Genomic DNA, 20,726 nt, shown 5'->3' with positions numbered 1-20,726 from the left:
GCCGGCGCCGCGGCCGATCGCGACCGAACTCGTCCGTCGCGATCGCCGCGGAGCCAGACTGCCTCCGTCGGGCCGAGCCCGCTGAGCCCTGTGGACCATGGCCGGACCTGTGGATATCTCCGGCACTCGTGTGGGTGACCCTCACGCCACCATCGGTCCGCTCAGCCGCGTCACCTCGCCGGTGACCCCACCCCCATCACCCTCCCGTACTGCTCCCGGACCTCCCGGTACCGCAGCAGCTCCGCCGCCACCGGATCCAGCACCCGGGCACGCCCGCACCCGGCCGCCGCCTCCCGCAGCCGCCGTTCCGCCTCCTGGCCGTAGCGCCGCGCGGGCCCTCGGGCCGCCATCCGGCACCCCCACTCGACGAGCGGCCCGCCGATGATGCCGGCCACCATCAGCAGCACCGGCACACCCAGGTTGGGCGCCATGACGCCGATGATCTGCGCCCCCAGCCAGAGCCCGCCGAGGACCTGGAGGACCGTCATCGACGCCTGCACCAGCACGGCCGCCGGCCACCAGCCCGGCCGCGGCGGCCGCCCGGGCGGCAGTCCGGCCCGCGCCCCCAGGTCGTCCAGCGCCTCGGGCAGTCCCTGGGCGCCGCGTACGGCGGCCTCCCGCACCGCCTGCGCCCACGGCGTGGGCAGCCCGGCCGAGGCCTGCTCCGCCACCGTCCGCACCGCCTGCTCGACCCGCTGGCGCGCCGTAGCCTCCTCGTCCGCCTGCACACGGGGGGACAGCCGTCCGGTCGTCGACTCGCCCCGGTCCTGGTACCACCGCCACAGCCGCAGCCAGGGCGTCCCGCAGGCACGGTTGGCGTGGCGCAGCCACGCCCGCTCGGCGGCTTCCCCCGCCGCGGTCGCGCCGATGGCGTCGGCGAGCCGGGCGGAGAACTCGTCCCGCGCCTCCTCGCTGAGCCCCGTCCGCCGGCTCGCCGCGTACACGGGCCGCAGCCGCAGCCCCGCGGAGTCCACGTCGGCGGCGATCCGGCGCGCCGCGGCACCGCGTTCGGCCACGAACTGCCCGAGCGCCTCCCGCAGATCGCCGACGCCCTCCCCGGTCAGCGCGGACAGCGCCAGGACGACGGCACCCGGCTCGCCGTGCTCGCCGAGTGCGATGCCGTCCTCGTCGAGGAGCCGCCGCAGATCGTCGAGGACCTGGTCGGTCGCCTCCCCGGGCAGCCGGTCGATCTGGTTCAGGACGACGAACATGATCTCGGCGTGTCCCGCCATGGGCCTCAGATAGCGCTCGTGCAGGATCGCGTCCGCGTACTTCTCCGGGTCGACCACCCAGATGACCGCGTCCACGAGTCCGAGCACCCGGTCGACCTGCTCCCGGTGCTGGACGGCAGCCGAGTCGTGGTCCGGCAGGTCCACCAGCACCAGTCCGCGCAGCTGGCCGTCCGCCGCCGCGTTCTGCGCCGGCCGGCGGCGCAGCCGGGGCGGAATGCCGAGGCGGTCGATGAGCCCCGCCGCGCCGTCGCTCCAGCTGCAGGCGAGCGGCGAGGCGGTCGTCGGCCGCCGTACGCCGGTCTCGGAGATCGTGACGCCGGCGAGGGCGTTGAACAGCTGGGACTTGCCGCTGCCGGTGGCGCCCGCGATGGCGACGACCGTGTGCTGCCCGGACAGCCTGCGCCGGGCGGCCGCCTCGTCGAGGACCCGTCCGGCCTCGGACAGCGTCCGGTGGTCGAGCCGCGTACGCGACAGACCGACGAGTTCGCGCAGCGCGTCGAGCCGGGAGCGCAGCGGGCCGTCGTAGGCGAGCGGCGTCACGGCGTGCGGCGCCACGGACACGCGGGGCTCCACGATCGCGGTCTGCTCCGCGGCGGTCGTCTCGTTCACACGCCGCGCGATCAGCCCGTCGTCCCAGGGCGTCGAGGACTCCGTACCACCGGAGGACGTGTCGGCCGAGGAGCCGTCGGCCGGCGCGGGCGCCGAAGAGGATCCGCCACCGGCGGCGGTACGACGGGACGGGCCGCCGCCCTCCCCCGCTTCCCCACCGCCCCGCGCGGGCCTCGTCTCCGCCTCCTGCCGACCTCCCGGCTCGGGTACGCCGACGGGGTGGCCGGAGGCGTCGTCGGGCGCCGGCGTGTCGGCGGCGGTACGACTCCGTGCCTCGGCGGCGGTCCCGCGCGCGGGATCGCTGTCGGCCGCCACACGCGTGTGGCCGTCGTCGGCGGGCCCGCCGCCCGCCGGGACCTCCCGCTTCGGGGGCTTCCTCCAGAGCTTGCGCCGCTCCGTCTCGTGGCCGACGGCGTCGTCCGCACCGGGCTGGTCCACCGCGCGCACACCTCCCGCCGGGAGGCCGTCCGCCGGAGAGCCCCCGCGCCGGGCGCTGTCTCCGGGGACGCCGCGGCCGCCGTCCTCCTGCTGATCGGCGTGTTCCGTGTGGTCCTGGTCAGTGACGGCAGTCACCGGTCACCTCTCCTTCTGCAGTACGGACAACGCGGCGATGAGTTCGGCCTGGGGGTCGGGATGGACCTCCAGGGCGTCGAGGGGGGCGAGCCGGCGCTCACGTTCGCTGAGCATGACCCGGTCCAGGTGCTCGTTGAGCAGCCGTCCGGCACGGTCGCGGAGCCGCAGCGCCCCGTGGGCCCCGATCCGCTCGGCGAGCCCCTCCCCGGCGGAGCGTGCCCGCCGCCCGCCGAGCAGTGCCGTGGCGACGAGCGCCGTGACGACCTCGGGGTCCGGGGCGACGCTGCGGTCGAGCTCGGCGACCTCGTCCTCGGCGTACTCCTCCAGCTCCCGGCGCCATCGCCGTACCGCCACGCCGATGCGGTGCTCCACGCTCTCGGGCCGGGGGTCCCGGACCGTCAGCTCGGGCGTGGCAGCCGCCGGTTCACGCCGCCAGGCGTCGTCGACGCGCTCGTCGGCGGCGGTGACGGCGCACAACAGCAGGGTGCTGAGGCTCTCGACCAGCGAGTCGAGGAGTTCCCCCGCGGTGCAGTCGAGGGGGAAGGCCCGCCACCGCTTCAGGGCGTCGCCGGCGAGCACGGCACCGGCCTGGAGCCGGCCACGCACGCGTGCGTACTCGCTGTCGTACGCGGCGTCGACCGCGCCCGTCAGCCGGAGTGAGGCGGCGTACTGGGCGGCGGCGGCACCGGCCAGCTCGGGCATGCGGGCCTTGAGGGAGTCGAGCAGGCCGTTGGCCGTACGGGCCATGGCGTGCGTCCTGGCCGCCGGGTCCTGGACCTGATGGGTGAGCCAGGAGCGCAGCGATGCCACGGCGGTCGCCGGGAGCAGTCCGCCGCCCCACGCCGACTCGGGCAGTTCCGGGACGGTGAAGCGCGGCACCTCGCCCAGTCCGGCCTTGGTGAGCAGGGCGCCGTACTGCCGGGACACCTCGGAGACGACCTGGTGGGGGACTCGGTCCAGGACGGTCACGAGGGTGGCGTCGTACTCCTTGGCCGTGCGCAGCAGGTGCCACGGCACGGCGTCGGCGTACCGGGCGGCCGTCGTCACCATGATCCAGATGTCGGCCGCGCAGATGAGCTCGGCGGCCAGGGCGCGGTTGTCCGCGATCAGGGAGTCGATGTCGGGCGCGTCGAGGAGGGCGAGGCCGGCCGGGAGCGTGTCCGCGGTCTCGATCCGCAGGACGCGCTCGGCCTCCTCACCGGGCGGCATCAGCTCCTCGGCCGGATCCTGTTCGGGGGCCCACACGCGCGTGAGGTCGGGTAGGACACGCATTCCGCTGAACCAGTGATGGTCCTCCGGATGGCAGACCAGCACCGGGGTGCGTGTCGTCGGTCGCAACACCCCCGCTTCGGTCACGCGCCGGCCCACGAGGGAGTTGACGAGTGTCGACTTGCCGGCGCCGGTGGACCCGCCCACCACGGCCAGGAGCGGCGCTTCGGGCTCTTTGAGGCGGGGCACCAGATAGTCGTCGAGCTGGGCGAGCAGTTCGTCACGGTTGGCACGCGCGCGTGGCGCCCCTGCCAGGGGCAGCGGGAAGCGTGCGGCCGCGACACGGTCGCGCAGGGCGGAAAGTGCGTCGAGCAACTGAGGCCGTACGTCCAAGGTCACCACATGCGAAGAATGCCCAATTTTAGGGGATTTCTGAAGCATATGGCCATGTCTGCGTGCCGATAGGACACAAGGGACGGAAGGGACGACCGGGACAGAGGCATAGTCCAGGCATAACGAGTGCACAACACCCGGTGCGCGAGAGGCCAAAAGCAGTGCACGATTCGTACCTGCCTGCGATTATCAGGACCGCTTCACCGAACCTCCACATCGAGCCACGGAGGCGAAGCGACAGGGACACGGATGCGGGAGCCCTATCCTTGTCCCCGGCAACGTCACGGAACGGCCCACACCCGGGCACCACGAACGAGGCCACCACAACCGGCCCCCGTAGCTCAGTGGATAGAGCAGGCGCCTTCTAAGCGCTTGGCCGCAGGTTCGAGTCCTGCCGGGGGCGCCCAGTCTCCGCCCTCCCTCGGGAGGGCGTTTTTGCTGTTCAGAGCAGGTACAGCCCGACATGACGAAGCCCCGGGCACTCCCCTGCCGATCATGGGGAGACTCCGGGGCTGTCCGGCTGTCACCGGGTTTCTGCGGGTCGCTGTGTCGAATACGTGTCGAAGTCCTACGCCGGCGGACGGCTCAGTCGGCGCCGGGCAGGTCGGGCAGATCCCCTGCGGCTTCGAGCCGCCTCTTCAGGTCCGGAAGCTGCCCTTCGACGCATCGTGCGTAGGTGGCGAGCAGCACAGGCACGCTGTTCCCGGCCCACTCGGCCACCTGAGCGGGCGGAACCCCGTCGTTGAGCCACTTGGTCAGGCGAGTGTGCCGGTTGTCGTACACGCGCTTACCGGTCGGCGACTCGAAGACGTGGGGAGGCAGTGTCGCCCTGCGAGCACTCCGCCAGGCCCGGCGAATGACGGAACCCGCCAGGATGCCGCCGTTCTCCCCCTGGAACAGGAGATCACCCGGCTTGAGTCCCTCGTCCTCGATGTGCTGCCGCAGAATTCGAGTCAGCGCGGGATGACCCGGCACGGTACGCGTGTCCCCCTCGGCCCGGCCCTTGAGGTCGCGCTCCTCGTGGATCTCTCCTGTGTCGGTCCACTGCTTCCCGACTTCCGGAGTCGCCGTGTGGATCATCAGTTCGCACCACTGATCGTCAGCCTCGGCCCGCGCACGGCGCGGGCGCGCGCCGCCTCTGCGGCGCGGCCTGCCTCCTGTCTTCGCCCCGGCTGGCCGCGCCCGGCGGCGCGCTCGGCGGCTGCGGGCAGAAGGTAGGAGACACCCTCTGTGGCTGGGGCGGTCGGCTCCACGGCTTTAGGCAGCCACTTTGGGGCGAGCCTCTAAGATCATGGCCCCAACGTCGTGCTTTAACGGGCAGGTCCACAGACTGCCCGACTCGCCGGAAGCTTAAGGGGCCATGATCACTCGCCCCAAAGCAGCTCCAGCCCAAAGCCGCTCCGCCGACCTACGCGTCAAGCTGCGTCGGTCACTCTACAAATTCATCGAATCCCACTTGTCGCGCAGCAGTTGGTAGTATTCAGGTTTGCTGAGCTTCAAACTCGTTCGAGCGAGCCCTACTCGCGAGTAGAGGCCATTATCTGTTTCTCCAGGTTGGGCGATGGGAGGATCTTCCGATTCATCCTCCAGGGCAGCTGCTAGCCCGGCTTCAATATCCGCACTCAGGGTCCCGAGATCCGCATATCCGAAACTGACGACCTCTTGAACGAAGTCAGAGATGTCGTATGCGTCGCTTTCTTCGCGATCTCCGAATAGCTTCATGAGCAATGCCGCAACTGTATCGGCGTTAATTTCTGATACGGTCTGACCTGAGTGCACGATGTCGTTCTCCGCGCTTGCCGCGTACTGCGAGGATGCGCGCGCGAGCGTTTCGAACTGGCGATCTGCCACGTACAGCAGGCCGCTCATGGCATGGAAATCTCTGGTGACATCCTGAGGGATGCTGTCCTCGTTTTTATAGGAAAGGTAATGTGAAATATTGGCCCAGCGTCCATCAGGATGGTGCGGACTTGGATCTCAAACTTCAAATCTGAGATGTGGTCATAACGGGGGCCCGAATGCCCGTCTGAAAGCTTGCAGATGTAATGTTGAGACATGTATCCGAACGTGGCGGCATCGCCATCTTGGACCTTATCTTGGCGACTAATGACCTGAAATAGGCTTTCGATCACGGCGCGGATTCGGTCCAAGTCTGACATGAAGAGGCAGACCACGCGAGCAGCCGCGAGATCCTCGCACTGCGTAAATGGCTCGGTGTATTTTTTGCGATCCACTTTTCCGAGGAAGCTTTCCAGCGTTTTAGGGCGGCTGGATACAGAGTGAATCTTTACTCCGGCGACATTAATGCCCTGTTCTAGGGAATAGCTGACTTCGCCGCAAAGGTCGGTATATCTGCCCAGCATGGAATTGAATGCCGCGGTCAGCTCCTGACGGTTCCTCATGTATGACACCCTAGGGTCTGTGCGCCACTGACCGGCAAGAAATGGCTAAAGCGCTGTTGTGGCTCGGGCCGACCCCCGCCGTGCAGAGTCTATCGATCACCCTTTCAGGGCGCTGTGGATGCGGCTGGGTCCACGGTGACGTGGCGGACGTGATCGGGATCCCGGGCCGTCCCTGGGCCGTCCGAGGCTCCCGAGGCCACTCGGTGACACCCGGCAGTGACAGTCGAGCCACTGTCGTCAACCGCGAACGCCCAGGTCACGGGCCCGCGCCGATACGGGTTACCACCCGAGGGTGGACCTCAGGCAAGATGGGGTGTTTCTCGCCCTGGCACCGAGCTGCAGTGCTCAGTCCATCGAGTGATTGTGGGCACTGCGCCGGCGCTGTACGTTCCCGCTCACAGATGGATGTAGCTCAGGGGGCGGGATGACTGGATACGGCCGCGCGGACAGTGAATGGGAAGAGCTGGTACATGCCGGTCGTGGCTTCCTCATCGAGCGAGCGAAGCTGGGCAAACTCACCTCGTACACCGAGCTCAACGTGACTCTGGCCAGGCGAACAGGCTGCCGTCCGTTCGACTTCGAGCGTGCTGACGAACGGGCCGCGATGGGGCATCTGCTCGGGCTGATCGTGGAACGAGACCAGGAGGTCGCGCCCTCAGACCCGCCTGTCATGCTCTCGGCCCTAGTGAACTACCTGGGTGCCAACGACGCTGGCTCCGGCTTCTATCAGTTGGCCAAGGAACTCCAGCTTCTGCCCATGAGCGCGTCGGCCGATGAGAAGTTCGGCTTCTGGGTCAAGCAAGTGAAGCAGCTCTATGAACGTCATGGAGCTGGTCCAGCGGTCGCCTGAGATCAAGCACTCTGAGTGTCTAACTGCGTGACAACGCCGACAAACAGCGGCGGACACCTGCACACATCTGCGGACCATCGCAGCAGGTGACAGGCGCACCATCACAAGGTCGAGCCCCCACCTAAGTTGCTTCGGGACGAAGAGGTCATGACCCCGCTAATCAGTACGGCCGAGGGATCTCGTGCTGCTGCAGTGCGTCCTCGTAACGCGTCAGCAGAGCGTCGAGGCCCACCAGGAGCAGGCCGGCTGAGTCCCGCGCTTCGGCCAGGTCGCCCCGCTCGCACGCTTCCACCACCTCGGCCAGGTCACTACGAAGGATGTGAAGGGAGTCGCCCTGCATCAGCACACCCGGGAACTTCCGGCCGGGCAGGCGAACCACAGCATCGTTGCCACCATCAGTGAACAGCTCTGCCTCAACGCGCTCCATCACACCATCCAACCTGACATCACCACCCGACATCAACGACGGCGTACACAGGCAGCCTTGAGCGACCGAACACGCCGGACGGGCGAGCGCGTTGAAGCTCCAGGGTGGCCGATGGATCGAACTCCTAATGCGGTGGTCACAGGGCAGCATCGCTGACGGCAGCGACACTCAGCAGCCCAGCACGGCGCCGGCATAGGCCGATCGGATTGACCTACCAAGGCTTGCCCGCATCTTCTAAGCGCCGGCTCGGGTGCTGTACAGCGAAGCACAGCAACCACCGTAACCGCAGCCGACCGACATTGGCCCCGGACGACCGACTGAGCTCAGCGACCGTCCCGCCCGTAGTTCGCATCGAGCTGGTCGTCATCAACGGCAACCAGCTCGGCAATCTTGGTGGCAATTACTGCCATCGAATCATCCGCCGTGTCCAACCCGTTTCGAGATGCCAGCAAGGGGCTAACGTCACGGAGTTCGCCGTAGGTCGTCTCGTGGATAACAGGGAGCAGCAGGTCACGCGCAAGGAGCTCCGAGAGTTCCTTGTCAGAGACGCCACCGCGCTCGAGGCGTCTCAGTAGCGCAGGGGTGACCAGGACGAGACCCGTACGCGACCTCGCCAGGCCCCTGTCGATTTCCCGCATGAACGGTAGGCCGAGCGCGATGTCCTTCTCACTGAACCAGACCGAAACGCCCTCTGCTTCCAGTAGGCCGCACAACTCCTTGGCAGCACCACGCCGGTCATCCCATGCGTGGCAGAGGAAGACATCGCGAAGGTCTGGCTGTTGACGCGCGCGCAACACGGCCGCGTCGCGAACAGGAGCCAACCCCTTCACCTCGGCAGGCGTGTAAATCATGGAAGAGGTACTCGGGGACCAAGGCGCCCGCGTTCTGCCGGTACTGGAGCTGCTCCCACTGGTCGCGCCGCCCCCTCCACTGCTCCGCAACGTGTAAACCGGCGGCGGGTAGTAGGGCCGGGGCGATGAGTACCCGTAGCCTCCGCCGCCGCATGCGGGGCACGCCGCACGTCCGCTGGCGGTCCGGTGCCCCTGGCGTGGGGCCGTACAACGACTCATAGCCGCATGGTATTCGTGTGACTGCGGCTAGTGACCTGAGTCAGAGATTCGTCGGCAGTATGCGGCGACTTTGTCGAGGATCTCGTCGGCGGTCTTCGTCCAGACGAACGGCATTGGGTGCTCGTTCCAGTCGGTGAGCCAGGCTCGGATGTCGCGTTCGAGGGCCTGGACCGAGCGGTGGACGCCGCGCTTGAGCTTCTTCTGGGTCAGCTCGGCGAACCACCGCTCGACCAGGTTCAGCCAGGACGCGCTGGTCGGCGTGAAGTGCAGATGGAACCGCGGGTGAGCCAGCAGCGACTTCTTGATGTCGGGTGTCTTGTGGGTCGCGTAGTTGTCCAGGATCAGGTGAATCCGCAGGTCGTCCGGGACTTCCTTGTCGAGCTTGCCCAGGAACTTCCTGAACTCCGCCGCCCGGTGGCGGCGGTGGAGAGAGCCGATGACCTTGCCGGTGGCGACTTCGAGGGCGGCGAACAGGGTCGTGGTGCCGGCCCGGACATAGTCATGGCTGCGGCGCTCCGGAACACCGGGCATCATCGGCAGGACCGGCTGGGAGCGGTCCAGGGCCTGGATCTGCGACTTCTCGTCCACGCAGAGCACGAGCGCCTTCTCCGGCGGATCTAGATACAGACCGACGACGTCGCGGACCTTGTCGATGAACAACGGATCGGTCGACAGCTTGAACGTCTGCGACCGATGCGGCGCCAGGGCGAACGCCCGCCAGATCCGCGAGATCGCCGACTGCGACATGCCGGTGGCCGCGGCCATCGACCTGGTCGACCAGTGGGTGGCGTTCTTCGGCTTCTCCTCCAGCGTCTTGATGATCACCCGTTCGACGTCGGCGTCGGTGATCTTCCTCGGGACGCCGGGCATGGGGTCGTCGCACAAGCCGTCCAGGCCGCGCTCGATGAACCGGCGCCGCCAGGTGCGGACCGTGTCCGGAGCGATCCGCAGCCGGCGCGACACCTCCATGATCGAGTGCCCCTCAGCGCACTCCAGCACGATCCGCGACCTCTGAGCCAACGCCTGGGCCGTCGTCCGGCGCCGAACCAGCCTTCCAGCACAGCCCGCTGGGCATCAGTGACCGACAACGGCGGAATCTTCGGCCCCGGACGACTCATGCCCGACTAACGACGAATCTCTGACTCAGGTCACTAGGTTGCGTTATCGGGATGAAAGATGGCTGGTCACCGAAGGCCCTGCCGCGACATCCCGAGCTGCCGCTCCCACACAGACCTACGGTGTTGGCATGGCTTCCGCACTGGGTGAGTTCTGGGAGCATCTGCGCTCCGAGTGAACGTCGAAACTAACGGCCTCCAAGGGGGAGATGCAGGCCACGGAGGATGGGCCGAGGTCGAGATCCGATTCTTGACCGGCGCCAGCTTCGTAACGCCGGACGGAGGTCACACCGGGGGCACCGGCCAAGAGGCCCCGGACCGATCATGGTCCGGGGCCTCTGACATCCACTTCTGATATCAACGGGGGCGGTCACTCGCGGATGGGGCGTCTCCTGAGCAGACGGTCCATGTGGCTCATGGCTTCGCGCTGCGTGTCCTGGACGACGTGGGTGTAGACGTCCATCGTGAAGCTGATCTGGCTGTGCCCGAGGATCTCCACCACAACGCGGGGCGCGGCTCCGGTCGCCGTGAGCAAGGTGGCGTTCCATGGCGAGCGCCGTGCAGCCGGATCACACGGAGGCTGGCGGACGACGCGGGTGAAGGACCCGGTAGACATTCCGCGGCTCGACCGGGCGACCGGCCCGGATGGTGAAGACGTAGTTCGATTCCTGCCAGCTCTCCCCGGCCTTGGCGGGAGCGTCCGCCTGCCGCAGGCGGTGCCATTACAGGGGTTCGATGCAGAGAGCGGCCAAGGCATGGGCACCAAACACTGGCGCTGCTGCGGCAGTTCGACGTGGCCTGCAGCAGTGCCGAGGACTTGGAAGCAGCCACCACTGCCGCCTTCGCCACCCACTAGGACGCCGAGATCATCACCCGCTTCCCCGGCCTCGGCCTCGTCACCGGCGGCCGCGTCCTGGCGGAACTCGGCGACGACCACACCCGCTTCACCGGCCCACGCGCCCTGAAGGCCTACGCCGGATCCGCCCCCCATCACCAGATCCTCCGGACGCAAACCACCGTCCTGGCCCGGCACATCAAGAAGCAGCGTCTGGCATCAGCCGACTACATCTGGGCAGTCCCCAGTGCCGCAGGAATAGTGGTGCTCGCTCACTTTCGTACCCGCGCGTTCGCGGACCTAGGGCTTGCAGCAGACCAGGAACACGGTGGCGGGCCGCCCCGACAGTCGTTAGGAACACCGCACAAGGCAGACAGCTTTGCTCCGTCGGAACCGTTGAGCGCGGCCACCGCTCCCGCACAGAAACACGATGGGGGTAGATCTTTTCACGTCGGTACCCCGCGGTCAGACCCCGCGTTGGTATATCTAAGTGGCAGTAGGGGGTGGCTGGCCACTTCCGCCGTGCCGGAAGGTTAGGCATCTTGAATACCGCACCCATATGCGGTTACTGCCGCCAGGTCGTCCAACTCAGGAGCGGGATCATCATCCCGCATTGGAGAGAGGGCTTCTCTTCTTCTCTGTGTCCTGCGTCCTACCGTGAGTCCGCCCAGGTCCGCTGGCTGAGGGGCGAAGAGTTAGAGCACTACCAGCTCAACTGGGCGAGGAAGGCCAACCGTCGCAGCCAACAGCTTCGAGCCACCCACGACACTGTTCGCCGCGCCATGAACCCCTACGATGACGACCCGGTTCCAGCGCCTGATTTGCTCCCCATGTACGAAGGTCGCCTCTACGTGGCCGTCATGCTTCCCGGCTCGGGCCCGGCAGATGTGTGGCTCCCAGGCAAGACCCGAGGGGAACAGCGGCGTTTCATCGGCCGCTTCCTGCCGAGCACACACGGCCTAAGGTGGAACGAGGAGCGGGGCTGCTGGAGTGTGCCTACCCGTCACTTCCTAGAGCTGGCTCGTCACCTGCTGCGCTATGACCAGGTGATCATGCTTGGGCGTGAGTTCAACCCGATCGAGAAGTGCAACGGGGCCTGCCGTCACGCAGCACGGCCCGACTGTCAGTGCTCATGTCGAGCGAAGTATCACGGTCAAGGGCAATGGAAGGCAGGATGGATCGAGGTGACCGAGTTCGACACCGACTACCACGGGGACTCTTGGCACTGGACCATCTTTAGCCGCGATACCGACATGCGATAGCACCTCGGGCCGACTGAACATGTGGGACTGCCCTGACGTCGCTTAGATCCCATGCCGTACCCGGGCCGCCCAGACAGAGTCGGGGATGCAGCTGCTCTGTTGAGCTGGACACCTCTGGAACCAGCCGCGCTTGCGACCCTAGCCGTGAGCACTGACAACAGTCCCCGCGAGTTCGACCGTTGCTCCGTGCGGCTCGCACCACAAGCGCACCAGATCGAGCGGGGAACAGGGGGGAATCACGGTGAAAGTGGCCAGCCCGACGATACCGCTCAACGGCCATCCGCCCTGATCAGAGCCCGAACCGGCCCCAAATGCCCACAGCTTCCCAAGCTGAGAGGTTGGCCAGCACCGCAGGCCAGGCGTGCTGGGTAGGCTTTGCAGGGTGCGATACCTGACGGAGGCTGCCATTGCTGGGGCGCTGAAGCGAGGTCGTCCGGTGGAACAGTTCCTCGGTCCGGTAGGTGCTCCAGGTCGGATCGGAGTCAGCTACGTCGAGGTCCGCCCAACGAAGGCGTCGTATGAGGTCTACCTCCATACCGTTGAGGACGTCGGCCATGAGAGGTCCTTCGACCTGGTGGAGTTCCCACCATTCGCCGCCGACCAGGACGAAGAGGAGTTCGGCCGACTCGTTGCCACGGCTGAGGAACCGTCTAACGCACTGACTGCTGCCAAAGAGGCCACGGGCGCAGTGCCGGGGAGGTGGGTCAACGAAGGCATGGTCCAGGACGAGTACGCCGACTTCGTTCGAGCGGGGCGGCATGCGGACCAGTCTCCCGATGGGCGCCCCTGGCCAAGTCGCTTAGCCCGCAGCTGACATGCCGCAGCACTGAGTGTCTAACTGCGTGACAACGCCGACGAACACCGGCGGACAACTGCGGACGCCTACGGACCATCAGCGCAGGTGAGGGTCACACCAGCCCAGGGCAGAGCCCCCATCCAAGTTGCTTCGAGACGAAGAGGTCGCGTGGCACAGTCCAGGTTGTGGTGGCCAGCGACGAATCTTCGTTGTCCTACAGCCCTGGACGCACCATCCTCATCGTATGCCGATCTCCCCTGACACTCGCGGCCTCTGCCAGTCCGTGTTCGGGCCGGGCCTGGTAGAGCTGGCCGTCATGGCTCTGGAGACCTACACGGGGCCAGATGAGGCGTGGGTCCACCAAGCAGCGATCAGGCTGAGCGAAGGGAGGCTTAACCGCCTGGCCCGATGGTTGACCTCCGCCGAACGAGAGCTAGACACCTTCCGCTGGTACGCCGGTGCAGCCACGGACGTTTCAACCGAGTCGCACCGGTTCGCAGTCGAGTTCGTTAACGGGCTGATCGACAAAGAAGCCCCCAGGCCACCAGAGACACGGTAATCGCGTGCCAGATCCGTGCCAGGTCGTGCGGGGAACCACGGGGAATGGCGGGGAACAGGAAGTCGGCCTGCCAGGTCGTACAGCCGCTTCGCCGCTAGTCAGCCCCACAACCGCCCTCCGAAGCCCCAAGCTTCCCAAGCTGATGGTCTACCGCCCGTCTTGACCTCGTGGGTACGCCCTGATCGGCTGGTCCCGTGGCCACCGACCCGAGCGAGTACGACAAGGCGATGCCGATAGTGGCGGCCCATCTGGCGAAGGTCGAGCGGGCAGTCAGCCGGACCCGTTCCTCTCACGCCGGGCGGCCGTACGCGACGGTCCGGCAAGCCCTCCTCGAAGCACTACGGCAGGAAGACGCCCAACGAGTCGTACCGCAGGTCGTCGACGAGTTCGCCCGGCGGATCCCTGAGGAGGCAGAACAGCTCCCGTTCTGACATCCACAGCTGACATCAACGACGGTGGATAGCAGCAGCCCTGAGCGGCTGACGACGGCCTCCCGTCCCGCCGTTCCAACTGCTGTAAGGCCCCGGTGATCGAACTCCTAAAGCGGGTGTCGCACGGCAGCAGTGTCAACGGCAGTGACGGCAACGACGGCGGACGGTAGCGGCACTCAGCATCCCAGCATGGCGCCATGCGTAGGTCGTTCAGGCGGCCCCACCGAGGCTTGCCCGCATCTTCTAAGTGCCTGGTCGCACGGCTAGTTTGCCGTCATGACGGATGACGTTGTGCTTCGACTGGACCGCGCCAGTGCCGAGGACCTGCACGAAGTGCTCTGGCTAGTGGGCGAGCACCTCGCCGCCGGCGGGACCATCCCGCCGCTGCCTCACGAAACGAACGAGCGGTTGGGGCGGGTGATCAGCACCCTGGGTCGCTCACTGGGCAAGGCTATCCCCTACTGCTGATGCACGGCTGGGCCGTCCCTGGGCCGTGCGAGGTCGCCCGAGGCTGACCAACGGCAAGCAACAGTGACAGGTGAGCCCGCGCCGCTACTCAGGAAGCCCCAGGTCAGATCCCCGGACCATACGGGTTTCCCCCCAGGGGTAGCGGTCGGGCAGGGTGTATCTCACCCCCTCCGTCCTCTGCCCAAGATTCTTCGCCGAGGCGGAGGCGCCGAGACGGTCATTCGTGGCGACTCAACCTCCAGCACTCGCCGCCACAGAAGATCAGGGACTGTCGGCATGCGACCGACGCCCTTGCGTCGCCATTCGAGCAGAGCATTGACGACCTCTTCCAGGTACAGCGTTGTGTCCCCGAGGATCTCATCGGCATCCACAGCGGCCACAGGCGTCGGATTGTCACCTGCCTGTCGCCTCAAGATCCAGAGAGCGTCGTAGACCATGTTGTAGATCTCCGCCACAGCGCGAAGGAGATGCACTTCCGACAAGGCTGCGTTGCGGACCACACACACGTCGCCGAACTCATCGGCAGCCCTCCATAACGCCATCCAGTCGCCGCGCTCCCCGTTCCAGGGCGGTGGGCTGAGAGCCGCCTCCAGATCAAGCAAGGCTCGCGCGATGTCCTCTGCTGCCTGATAAGCCAACTGCTCTCGCGCGCTCTTCCGCTCGTGCCACCGCGTAGCGTAGAACGTTCCCACGGCGAGCAGGCCAGAGAGCGCAGAGCCAACCAGGGCTGACCCGCTGCCATCCCAGAAGGTCCCCGCCGCGTCCATAATCCCTCCCCCAGAGCTGGACACAGGCCTAACAGTGTGACGCCCTCCAAGAGCGGACGGAAGTGGACTACTTGTGGACCCGTGCTCGCGCATTGGTCGGCCACGAAGCCCTGACCAGCGCATACCTCTGGGACCGTAAGGCCCTCCGGAGCCGGGTGCGAATGGCTGTCGAGCGGGTCTCCCAGAGACGCGCACGCTCGCTGCGGTCAGACCTTCCGCTGGCTTTCCCAGATCGCGTGGTCTAGCTCCCACGGTGTGCACCTCGAGCGTGCCGCAGCCTCAGTGATGAGGCCGATCGCCTGGGCCGCGGTCACCGTGCGCTGCAGCACTGTTTGCAACCATCGAAGAACCATGCGGTCCGGCTTGATGCGGCTGTCGTCTCCCAAGAGCATCCACAGGTAGGCGAGACGTGCGCCTGATCCGTGGCCGGCCACCCCCGCGAGGTCACGCTCAACGGCCTGCAGCTTATCCAAGTCAGCGAGTAGCGCGTTGGCATCAGCAAGGGTTGCGATGCCGTGGGATACCAGGATCTCGGCGTACTGACGGGCGGCCTCCGCCTTCAGTGGGGCTTCGCGGTTTGCCCGTGTGCGCTGCCTGTTCTGCAAGACCTCGGAAGAGAAGGCCGCTGCTCCGTGGGTCTGGATGTGCGTAACGAAGCCCTGAAGCGGTTGCTCGTCGGGGACAGGGAGCTGCGCACTTCCTGACAGCGGAACTGAGATGCCAGCCCAGGCCGCGTAGCGGTGGCAGGTCGGGACCGTGTGCCGCTCGTAGTGGGCGTTGATAGAGAAGACGGCGTCCAGGACACACAGGGAGGCATGGGCCCACCGAGGGCCTCGCGGTTTGAGTGCCAGGTGCCCAGCGGCAACGACTACTCGTTCTATCTCGTCCATCGATTCCCCAATGATGAAGCAGCGAGACAGTGTTGCATCCGGCACTGACAAGGCAGTCAGGTTCGTCCGCATGCGGCGAGGGCGTCGGCAGGGTTTGGGTGCCCTGTCGAATGCGTGTCGAGGCTCTTCGACGAGCACTCGGTAGGCTGCACAACTGTGCAGCTCAGGCGCCTGGCGAGGCTAAACCGACAGTGCGCCTTCTAAGCGCTTGGCCGCAGGTTCGAGTCCTGCCGGGGGCGCCCAGTCTCCGCCCTCCCTCGGGAGGGCGTTTTTGCTGTTCAGGGCAGGTTCAGCCACACGCTGCCGTTCCACGCATCGGGCGTAGATGGCGAGCAGCACAGGCACGCTGTTCCCGGCCCACTCGGCCACCTGAGCGGGCGGAACCCAATCCTCGCGGCGCTTGATCAGGCGAGTGTGACGGTTGTCGTACACCCGCATACCGGTCGGCGACTCGAAGACGTGGGGAGGCAGTGCTGCCGCGCTAGCGCCCCGCCAGGCGCGGCGCATGACGGAACCAGCGAGGATGCCGCCGTTCTCACCCCTCTGGAACAGAAGATCACCGGCTGTCCCTTGCCTGAACCGCTTCGCGGACACCTCGCCACCCGCCGGCCGTCAGTAGCGGTGGCCGGGCCAGTGCGGATCCATGTAGCGGTCCATGCCCGTGAGGCCGAGCAGCCGTATCCGGTGCTGGAGATCCGCCGAGGCGCCCGACTCGCGAAGCCGGACGGTGGCGGGGCCGAGGAGCCAGGCGACCAGTTCGACGCGCGTCGCCTCCTCGTCGTGCTCGTACCAGTCGACGTGCCATGGCAGACCGTCTCCCAGAAGCTCGTACTCCCATTCCGCGGCCGCCTCGGCGAGACGTCGGTCGCTGAGGTACCCGGTCTCCTTCTCCCAGTCGGCAAGCCAGGGGCCGACCGTTCCGGAGGCCTCGGCGCACATGGCGAAGACCTGGTGTGCCGGCACGGCGGCGTCCGGATCGGTGAGGCTTTGCAGCCACCATGCGTGCAGGAACTCCCGTACCGGATCGGCGTGCTGGTCGGGCCACTGCTGCCAGCGGGCGCGGGCGAAGGAGTACCCGGCCTCCTCCAGCCCGAACAAGGGCTCCACGCGACCGGCGACCAGGGCCTTGGCGAACTGCGGCAGGATGCGACGCAGCACGGCCGAGTGGTCGGACCAGTCGGTCGCCCGCCAGGTCCGGTGCAAGAGGTCCGGGTCCAGTTCCACGTCCGGCGTCTTCAGGAGGGACAGTTCCTCCGGACTTCCCCAGTGACACTCGCAGTTGTGCTCGTCCGGACGGTCGGTCATGCCGCGGAAGGTGACGGAGAGCTTGTCCAGGGCGGCGCCGAGACGGCGGCGTGCCGGGTGGTCGGCCATACGCATGATGTGCCTGGCTTTCGAGGACTCCGTACGGCTTCCGCCGGCCGAAGATCGACACCTTACCCGGCGAAGTCCGAAGCCTCTACACCGTCCAGGACGAGGGTTCGAATCCGGCGGACCGGTCGAGGTGGAACGGGGGCCCTGGTTCCGTCGGCGCCCACCCCGCACGCAAGGCAAGGCGAACGGCCGCGGCAACGGCGGACGGCAGTACCGGGCGAGCCTCGTGGTCGAGCCAGTTACTGGGATGGGGTTGGTCGGTGGTAACCACGAGCGTCATGCCCGCGGTGTCCGCGTGCCCGACCGCGAACGTGCATGGCGACCAGCCCAGTCCCTGGGAGTACGTCGGCCTCCCGCGCAGCCTCCAGCGATAGGCCGTGCCGTCGATGACGATCCGTCGTGATCCCTTGCGGACCAGTGCCACAGCTCCGCCTCCGAGTAGTGGGTGCACAACTTGCCTTACGTGGTTGTGAGGGTGGTCCAAGGACCGCGGGCCCTGTGGGGAAGTTGCCCTGTCGTACCCGGCCGTGAGGCTTGAGCAGCTTGTGGAAGGCGGTCCCGTGGGACGAGGCCTCCGGGTTCGCCGTGGCCGGTGGCGGACGGGAAGCTCCGGCACGCGTGTCCTCACAGGTCCGTCCCCCCACTCACCTCCACGTACTGCCCGGTGATCCAGCGTGAGTCGTCCGACGCCAGGAACGCCACCACGTCGGCCACGTCGGCCGGGGTGCCGATCCGGGCGAAGGCGGAGCGGGAGGCCAGGGACGCGCGGGCCTGGGGGGTCGTCCTGCGGCGCGCGTTCATGTCGGTCTCGATGAACCCCGGGCCGATCGCGTTGACCGTGATCCCGCGCGGGGCGAGTTCCTTCGCCAGGGCCAGTGTCATCGTGTCCAGCGCGCCCTTGGACATCGCGTACGCCAGCGATTCCGGGAACGCCCGCCGGGAGGCGAGGGACGAGATGTTGATGACGCGGCCGCCGCTCCGCAGCCGTGGCAGGGCCTGCTGCACCAGGAAGAAGGGCGCCTTCGCGTTGACCGCCATCATGCGGTCGAAGATCTCGGGCACCGCCTGCCCCACCGGGCCCGAACCGCTCACCCCGGCGTTGTTCACCAGGATGTCGAGCGCACCGCCCTCGGCGCCCTCTTCTTCCTTCAGCCCCGCGTCGAACGCCTCGAACACCGCCTCCGCGTCCCCCGGCACCCCCAGCACCGCCCTCACCGTGAACGCGCGCCCGCCCGCCTCGCGTATCCCCGCGACGACGTCCCGTGCCGCGGCCTCGCTGTGTCCGTAGTGCACGGCGACCAGTGCCCCGTCCCGGGCCAGCCGTCGGGCGATCGCCGCGCCGATGCCCCGGCCCGCTCCCGTCACCAGCGCCACCTTGCCCGTCAACGGGCGTACGGCGGCCTTCACGGCGTTCCCAGGCAGGAAGCCACGGAGACGTCCGCGGTCCCGGTCCCGTTCCCGGTCCCGGGCACTGCTCCCCACCACTCGTCGTCCGCGAACCAGTGGTCCACCGCCAGCATGTCCAGGTGGTGCAGCAGTCGGGGCTGGTCCCGCAGGGTCGCGCGTGCCTCCTCCACCGTGAGCGGCGCGCCCGGCAGGGGCAGGGCGAGGTGCCTCGAGATCGCCTCCAGCAGCTCCGACGTGCGTGCCGGGCGCGGGTGGTTCACGTGATGCGCGCCTGTCAGGGCGGAGTCCGGCAGCCCCTCCGACAGCCCCACCGACGACCTCTCCGCCAGCCCGACGGTCACTACCGCCTTCGCCAACGCCGTCACGGCCACGAACGAGTGCCGGGCCTCGCAGTCCTTCAAGGGCGCCCCCAGTGCCCCCAGCAGGGCCGCCACACCCGGCACCACCCATCGGTCACCGGTGCCGAGCACCAGGTGGGGGCGCAGGACCACGCCACCCGCGTCCAGCACGTACCGTTCGGCGGCCGCCCGGGCACGGCTCGTCGGGGAGGTCGGGGCCGGTGACAGGTCGGCCGGAACGGCGCGCGTGAAGGGGCCCCGGCCGTACACCGCCGCCGTGCTCACGTACACGATCCGCCGCACCCCGGCCCGCACCGCCTCCGCGACGAGTGCACGCGTGCCGTGATCGTTCACCGCCCGCGTCAGCCGTTCGTCGGAGCCGACGTGCGAGGCGCAGTGCAGCACGACGTCGACGCCGTCGCAGACGCCGCGCAGCGTCTCCGGGGCGGTCAGGTCCGCCCGTACCGCCTCCGGCCCGGGTGGCGTATCCGGATCAGCCCGTACCGCCTCCGGCCCGGGTGACGGTTCCGGCGCGCTCCGCACCAGCAGCCGGATCTCAGGCCCGCCACCTCCGGGGTCCCTCAACTCCCGCAGCGACGCCGCGACATGGCCTCCGACGAAGCCGCTTGCCCCGGTGACGAGTACGCGTGGTGACACGGTGTCCCTCCCTGACGATCACCGGTGATCACCGTACAACCGCCGGTCCCGGCACCCCCTTCCGTAGAGTCCCCTCATCGGAACCGATGGAGGAGTGATCCCGTGCGTCTGCGCTGTGCCCTGCTCGACGACTTCCAGGACGTGGCCACCGGCATCGCCGACTGGTCGCCGGTCGCGGACGAGGTCGAGGTCGTGCCGTTCACCACGCACTTCCCGGACGAAAACAGCCTCGCGGCGGCGCTCGCGGACTTCGACATCGTGGTCACCCTGCGCGAACGGGTCCCCTTCCCCGCCTCCCTCCTCGCCCGGCTCCCCCGGCTGAGGCTGCTGGTGGCGTCCGGCATGCGCAACTCGGTCATCGACTACGCCGCCGCAGAGGCGCACGGCGTCACGGCGTGCGGCACCGCCAGTTCCTCGACGCCGCCGGTCGAGCTGACCTGGGCGCTGCTGCTCGGCCTCGCGCGCGGGATCGTCGAGGAGAGCGGGTCCCTGCGGTCCGGCGGGCCGTGGCAGAGCACGGTCGGCTGCGATCTGCACGGGCGGCGCCTCGGGCTGCTGGGCCTCGGCAAGATCGGCAGCCGGGTGGCCCAGGTGGGCCTCGCCTTCGGGATGCGGGTGACCGCCTGGAGCCAGAACCTCAGCAAGGAGTACGCCGACGAGGTGGGCGTCCATCTGGCCGCGTCCAAGGAGGAGTTGCTGGCCGACAGCGACTTCGTGTCCGTGCATCTCGCGCTCGGCGACCGTACCCGGGGGCTGCTCGGCGCGTCCGAACTCGCCTTGATGAAGCCGACGGCGTACCTGGTCAACACGTCCCGCTCGGCCATCGTCGACCAGGACGCCCTGCTCGCCGCCCTGCACGAGGGCCGTATCGCGGGTGCCGGTGTGGACGTCTTCGACGTCGAGCCGTTGCCCGCCGATCATCCGATGCGCACGGCTCCCCGGCTGCTCGCCACCCCGCACCTCGGGTATGTCTCGCAGGCCAACTACGCCACGTACTACGGGCAGGCCGTGGAGGACATCCGGGCCTGGCTGGACGGGTCTCCGGTGCGGCGGCTTCCCTGA

The 20,726-nt window shown here is 67.9% G+C and carries 19 protein-coding genes, 2 tRNA genes and 2 pseudogenes; 9 read left to right on the top strand and 14 right to left on the bottom strand.

Going from position 1 to position 20,726, the window contains the following annotated elements:
• Positions 1-170: 170 nt before the first annotated feature.
• Positions 171-2,414 carry a YfjP family GTPase gene (locus ADL34_RS11870; RefSeq protein WP_062666148.1) on the bottom strand — a complete coding sequence of 748 codons (2,244 nt, stop codon included), beginning with the start codon at positions 2,412-2,414 and terminating at the stop codon, positions 171-173.
• Between the two features lie 3 nt (positions 2,415-2,417).
• A complete protein-coding gene (locus ADL34_RS11865) occupies positions 2,418-4,025 on the bottom strand; it encodes a dynamin family protein (protein WP_062666146.1) in 1,608 nt (535 codons plus the stop codon).
• A 321-nt stretch (positions 4,026-4,346) separates the two neighbouring features.
• Here ADL34_RS11865 and ADL34_RS11860 point away from each other — a divergent pair.
• A tRNA-Arg gene (locus ADL34_RS11860) sits at positions 4,347-4,419 on the top strand.
• A 182-nt stretch (positions 4,420-4,601) separates the two neighbouring features.
• Here ADL34_RS11860 and ADL34_RS11855 read toward each other — a convergent pair.
• The 3 genes from ADL34_RS11855 to ADL34_RS34765 form a co-directional block, all read right to left on the bottom strand.
• On the bottom strand, positions 4,602-5,096 hold the full coding sequence (locus tag ADL34_RS11855; protein WP_234374999.1) for a hypothetical protein: 495 nt from the start codon (positions 5,094-5,096) through the stop codon (positions 4,602-4,604).
• Between the two features lie 354 nt (positions 5,097-5,450).
• A complete protein-coding gene (locus ADL34_RS36080) occupies positions 5,451-5,885 on the bottom strand; it encodes a hypothetical protein (protein ID WP_159038915.1) in 435 nt (144 codons plus the stop codon).
• Positions 5,882-6,418 (bottom strand): GTP pyrophosphokinase, encoded by a 537-nt coding sequence (locus ADL34_RS34765; protein WP_079034067.1) that lies wholly within the window; start codon positions 6,416-6,418, stop codon positions 5,882-5,884. The genes ADL34_RS36080 and ADL34_RS34765 overlap by 4 nt, the downstream gene beginning before the upstream one ends.
• Before the next feature lie 424 nt (positions 6,419-6,842).
• Between ADL34_RS34765 and ADL34_RS11850 the strand changes: the two genes are divergently transcribed.
• Positions 6,843-7,268: a hypothetical protein gene (locus tag ADL34_RS11850; RefSeq protein ID WP_199835559.1), complete on the top strand. Its 426-nt coding sequence runs from the start codon at positions 6,843-6,845 to the stop codon at positions 7,266-7,268.
• A gap of 160 nt (positions 7,269-7,428) precedes the next feature.
• Here the strand turns inward: ADL34_RS11850 and ADL34_RS11845 are convergent, their stop codons facing one another.
• From ADL34_RS11845 to ADL34_RS11830, 4 genes and pseudogenes are all read right to left on the bottom strand, one after another.
• Positions 7,429-7,695 carry a DUF6959 family protein gene (locus ADL34_RS11845; RefSeq protein ID WP_062666144.1) on the bottom strand — a complete coding sequence of 89 codons (267 nt, stop codon included), beginning with the start codon at positions 7,693-7,695 and terminating at the stop codon, positions 7,429-7,431.
• A gap of 323 nt (positions 7,696-8,018) precedes the next feature.
• Complete coding sequence (locus ADL34_RS11840) at positions 8,019-8,546, bottom strand: toll/interleukin-1 receptor domain-containing protein (protein WP_234374998.1); 528 nt, start codon at positions 8,544-8,546, stop codon at positions 8,019-8,021.
• A 246-nt stretch (positions 8,547-8,792) separates the two neighbouring features.
• Positions 8,793-9,883 (bottom strand): annotated as a pseudogene (locus tag ADL34_RS11835) (IS630 family transposase).
• Positions 9,884-10,250: 367 nt separating this feature from the next.
• Positions 10,251-10,632 (bottom strand): annotated as a pseudogene (locus ADL34_RS11830) (tyrosine-type recombinase/integrase); the annotation flags it as partial.
• A 113-nt stretch (positions 10,633-10,745) separates the two neighbouring features.
• On the opposite strand from ADL34_RS11830, the gene ADL34_RS34760 reads away from it, so the two are divergent.
• From ADL34_RS34760 to ADL34_RS11810, 5 genes are all read left to right on the top strand, one after another.
• Complete coding sequence (locus ADL34_RS34760; RefSeq protein ID WP_079034070.1) at positions 10,746-11,252, top strand: transposase; 507 nt, start codon at positions 10,746-10,748, stop codon at positions 11,250-11,252.
• Positions 11,253-11,257: 5 nt separating this feature from the next.
• The gene (locus ADL34_RS36075; RefSeq protein WP_159038914.1) at positions 11,258-11,977 is read left to right on the top strand and encodes a hypothetical protein; all 720 of its coding nucleotides are present in this window, start codon (positions 11,258-11,260) and stop codon (positions 11,975-11,977) included.
• A 436-nt stretch (positions 11,978-12,413) separates the two neighbouring features.
• Positions 12,414-12,791 carry a hypothetical protein gene (locus tag ADL34_RS11825; RefSeq protein WP_234374997.1) on the top strand — a complete coding sequence of 126 codons (378 nt, stop codon included), beginning with the start codon at positions 12,414-12,416 and terminating at the stop codon, positions 12,789-12,791.
• 735 nt (positions 12,792-13,526) lie between these two features.
• On the top strand, positions 13,527-13,763 hold the full coding sequence (locus tag ADL34_RS11815) for a hypothetical protein (RefSeq protein WP_062666136.1): 237 nt from the start codon (positions 13,527-13,529) through the stop codon (positions 13,761-13,763).
• Between the two features lie 276 nt (positions 13,764-14,039).
• Positions 14,040-14,231, top strand: coding sequence for a hypothetical protein (locus ADL34_RS11810; RefSeq protein ID WP_062666134.1), 192 nt, complete (start codon positions 14,040-14,042; stop codon positions 14,229-14,231).
• 161 nt (positions 14,232-14,392) lie between these two features.
• On the opposite strand, the gene ADL34_RS11805 is transcribed toward ADL34_RS11810, so the two are convergent.
• Positions 14,393-14,923, bottom strand: coding sequence for a hypothetical protein (locus ADL34_RS11805; RefSeq protein ID WP_159038913.1), 531 nt, complete (start codon positions 14,921-14,923; stop codon positions 14,393-14,395).
• 281 nt (positions 14,924-15,204) lie between these two features.
• On the bottom strand, positions 15,205-15,960 hold the full coding sequence (locus ADL34_RS11800; protein WP_159038912.1) for a hypothetical protein: 756 nt from the start codon (positions 15,958-15,960) through the stop codon (positions 15,205-15,207).
• Positions 15,961-16,055: 95 nt separating this feature from the next.
• Between ADL34_RS11800 and ADL34_RS36070 the strand changes: the two genes are divergently transcribed.
• Positions 16,056-16,127 (top strand) — tRNA-Ser (locus ADL34_RS36070).
• 373 nt (positions 16,128-16,500) lie between these two features.
• Here ADL34_RS36070 and ADL34_RS11795 read toward each other — a convergent pair.
• From ADL34_RS11795 to ADL34_RS11785, 3 genes are all read right to left on the bottom strand, one after another.
• A complete protein-coding gene (locus tag ADL34_RS11795; protein ID WP_062666128.1) occupies positions 16,501-17,268 on the bottom strand; it encodes a hypothetical protein in 768 nt (255 codons plus the stop codon).
• A gap of 618 nt (positions 17,269-17,886) precedes the next feature.
• Complete coding sequence (locus ADL34_RS11790; RefSeq protein ID WP_199835558.1) at positions 17,887-18,669, bottom strand: SDR family NAD(P)-dependent oxidoreductase; 783 nt, start codon at positions 18,667-18,669, stop codon at positions 17,887-17,889.
• The gene (locus tag ADL34_RS11785; RefSeq protein ID WP_062666126.1) at positions 18,666-19,664 is read right to left on the bottom strand and encodes an NAD-dependent epimerase/dehydratase family protein; all 999 of its coding nucleotides are present in this window, start codon (positions 19,662-19,664) and stop codon (positions 18,666-18,668) included. Before ADL34_RS11785 ends, ADL34_RS11790 begins: the two co-directional genes overlap by 4 nt.
• Before the next feature lie 102 nt (positions 19,665-19,766).
• Between ADL34_RS11785 and ADL34_RS11780 the strand changes: the two genes are divergently transcribed.
• Positions 19,767-20,726 (top strand): D-2-hydroxyacid dehydrogenase family protein, encoded by a 960-nt coding sequence (locus ADL34_RS11780; protein ID WP_062666124.1) that lies wholly within the window; start codon positions 19,767-19,769, stop codon positions 20,724-20,726.

It is taken from the genome of Streptomyces sp. NRRL WC-3605 (genome assembly GCF_001509795.1).
In the GTDB taxonomy this organism is placed as follows: Bacteria; Actinomycetota; Actinomycetes; order Streptomycetales; family Streptomycetaceae; genus Streptomyces; species Streptomyces viridochromogenes.
Note: the sequence above shows the minus strand (reverse complement) of the source record. Positions and strands in the feature narration are given on the sequence as shown.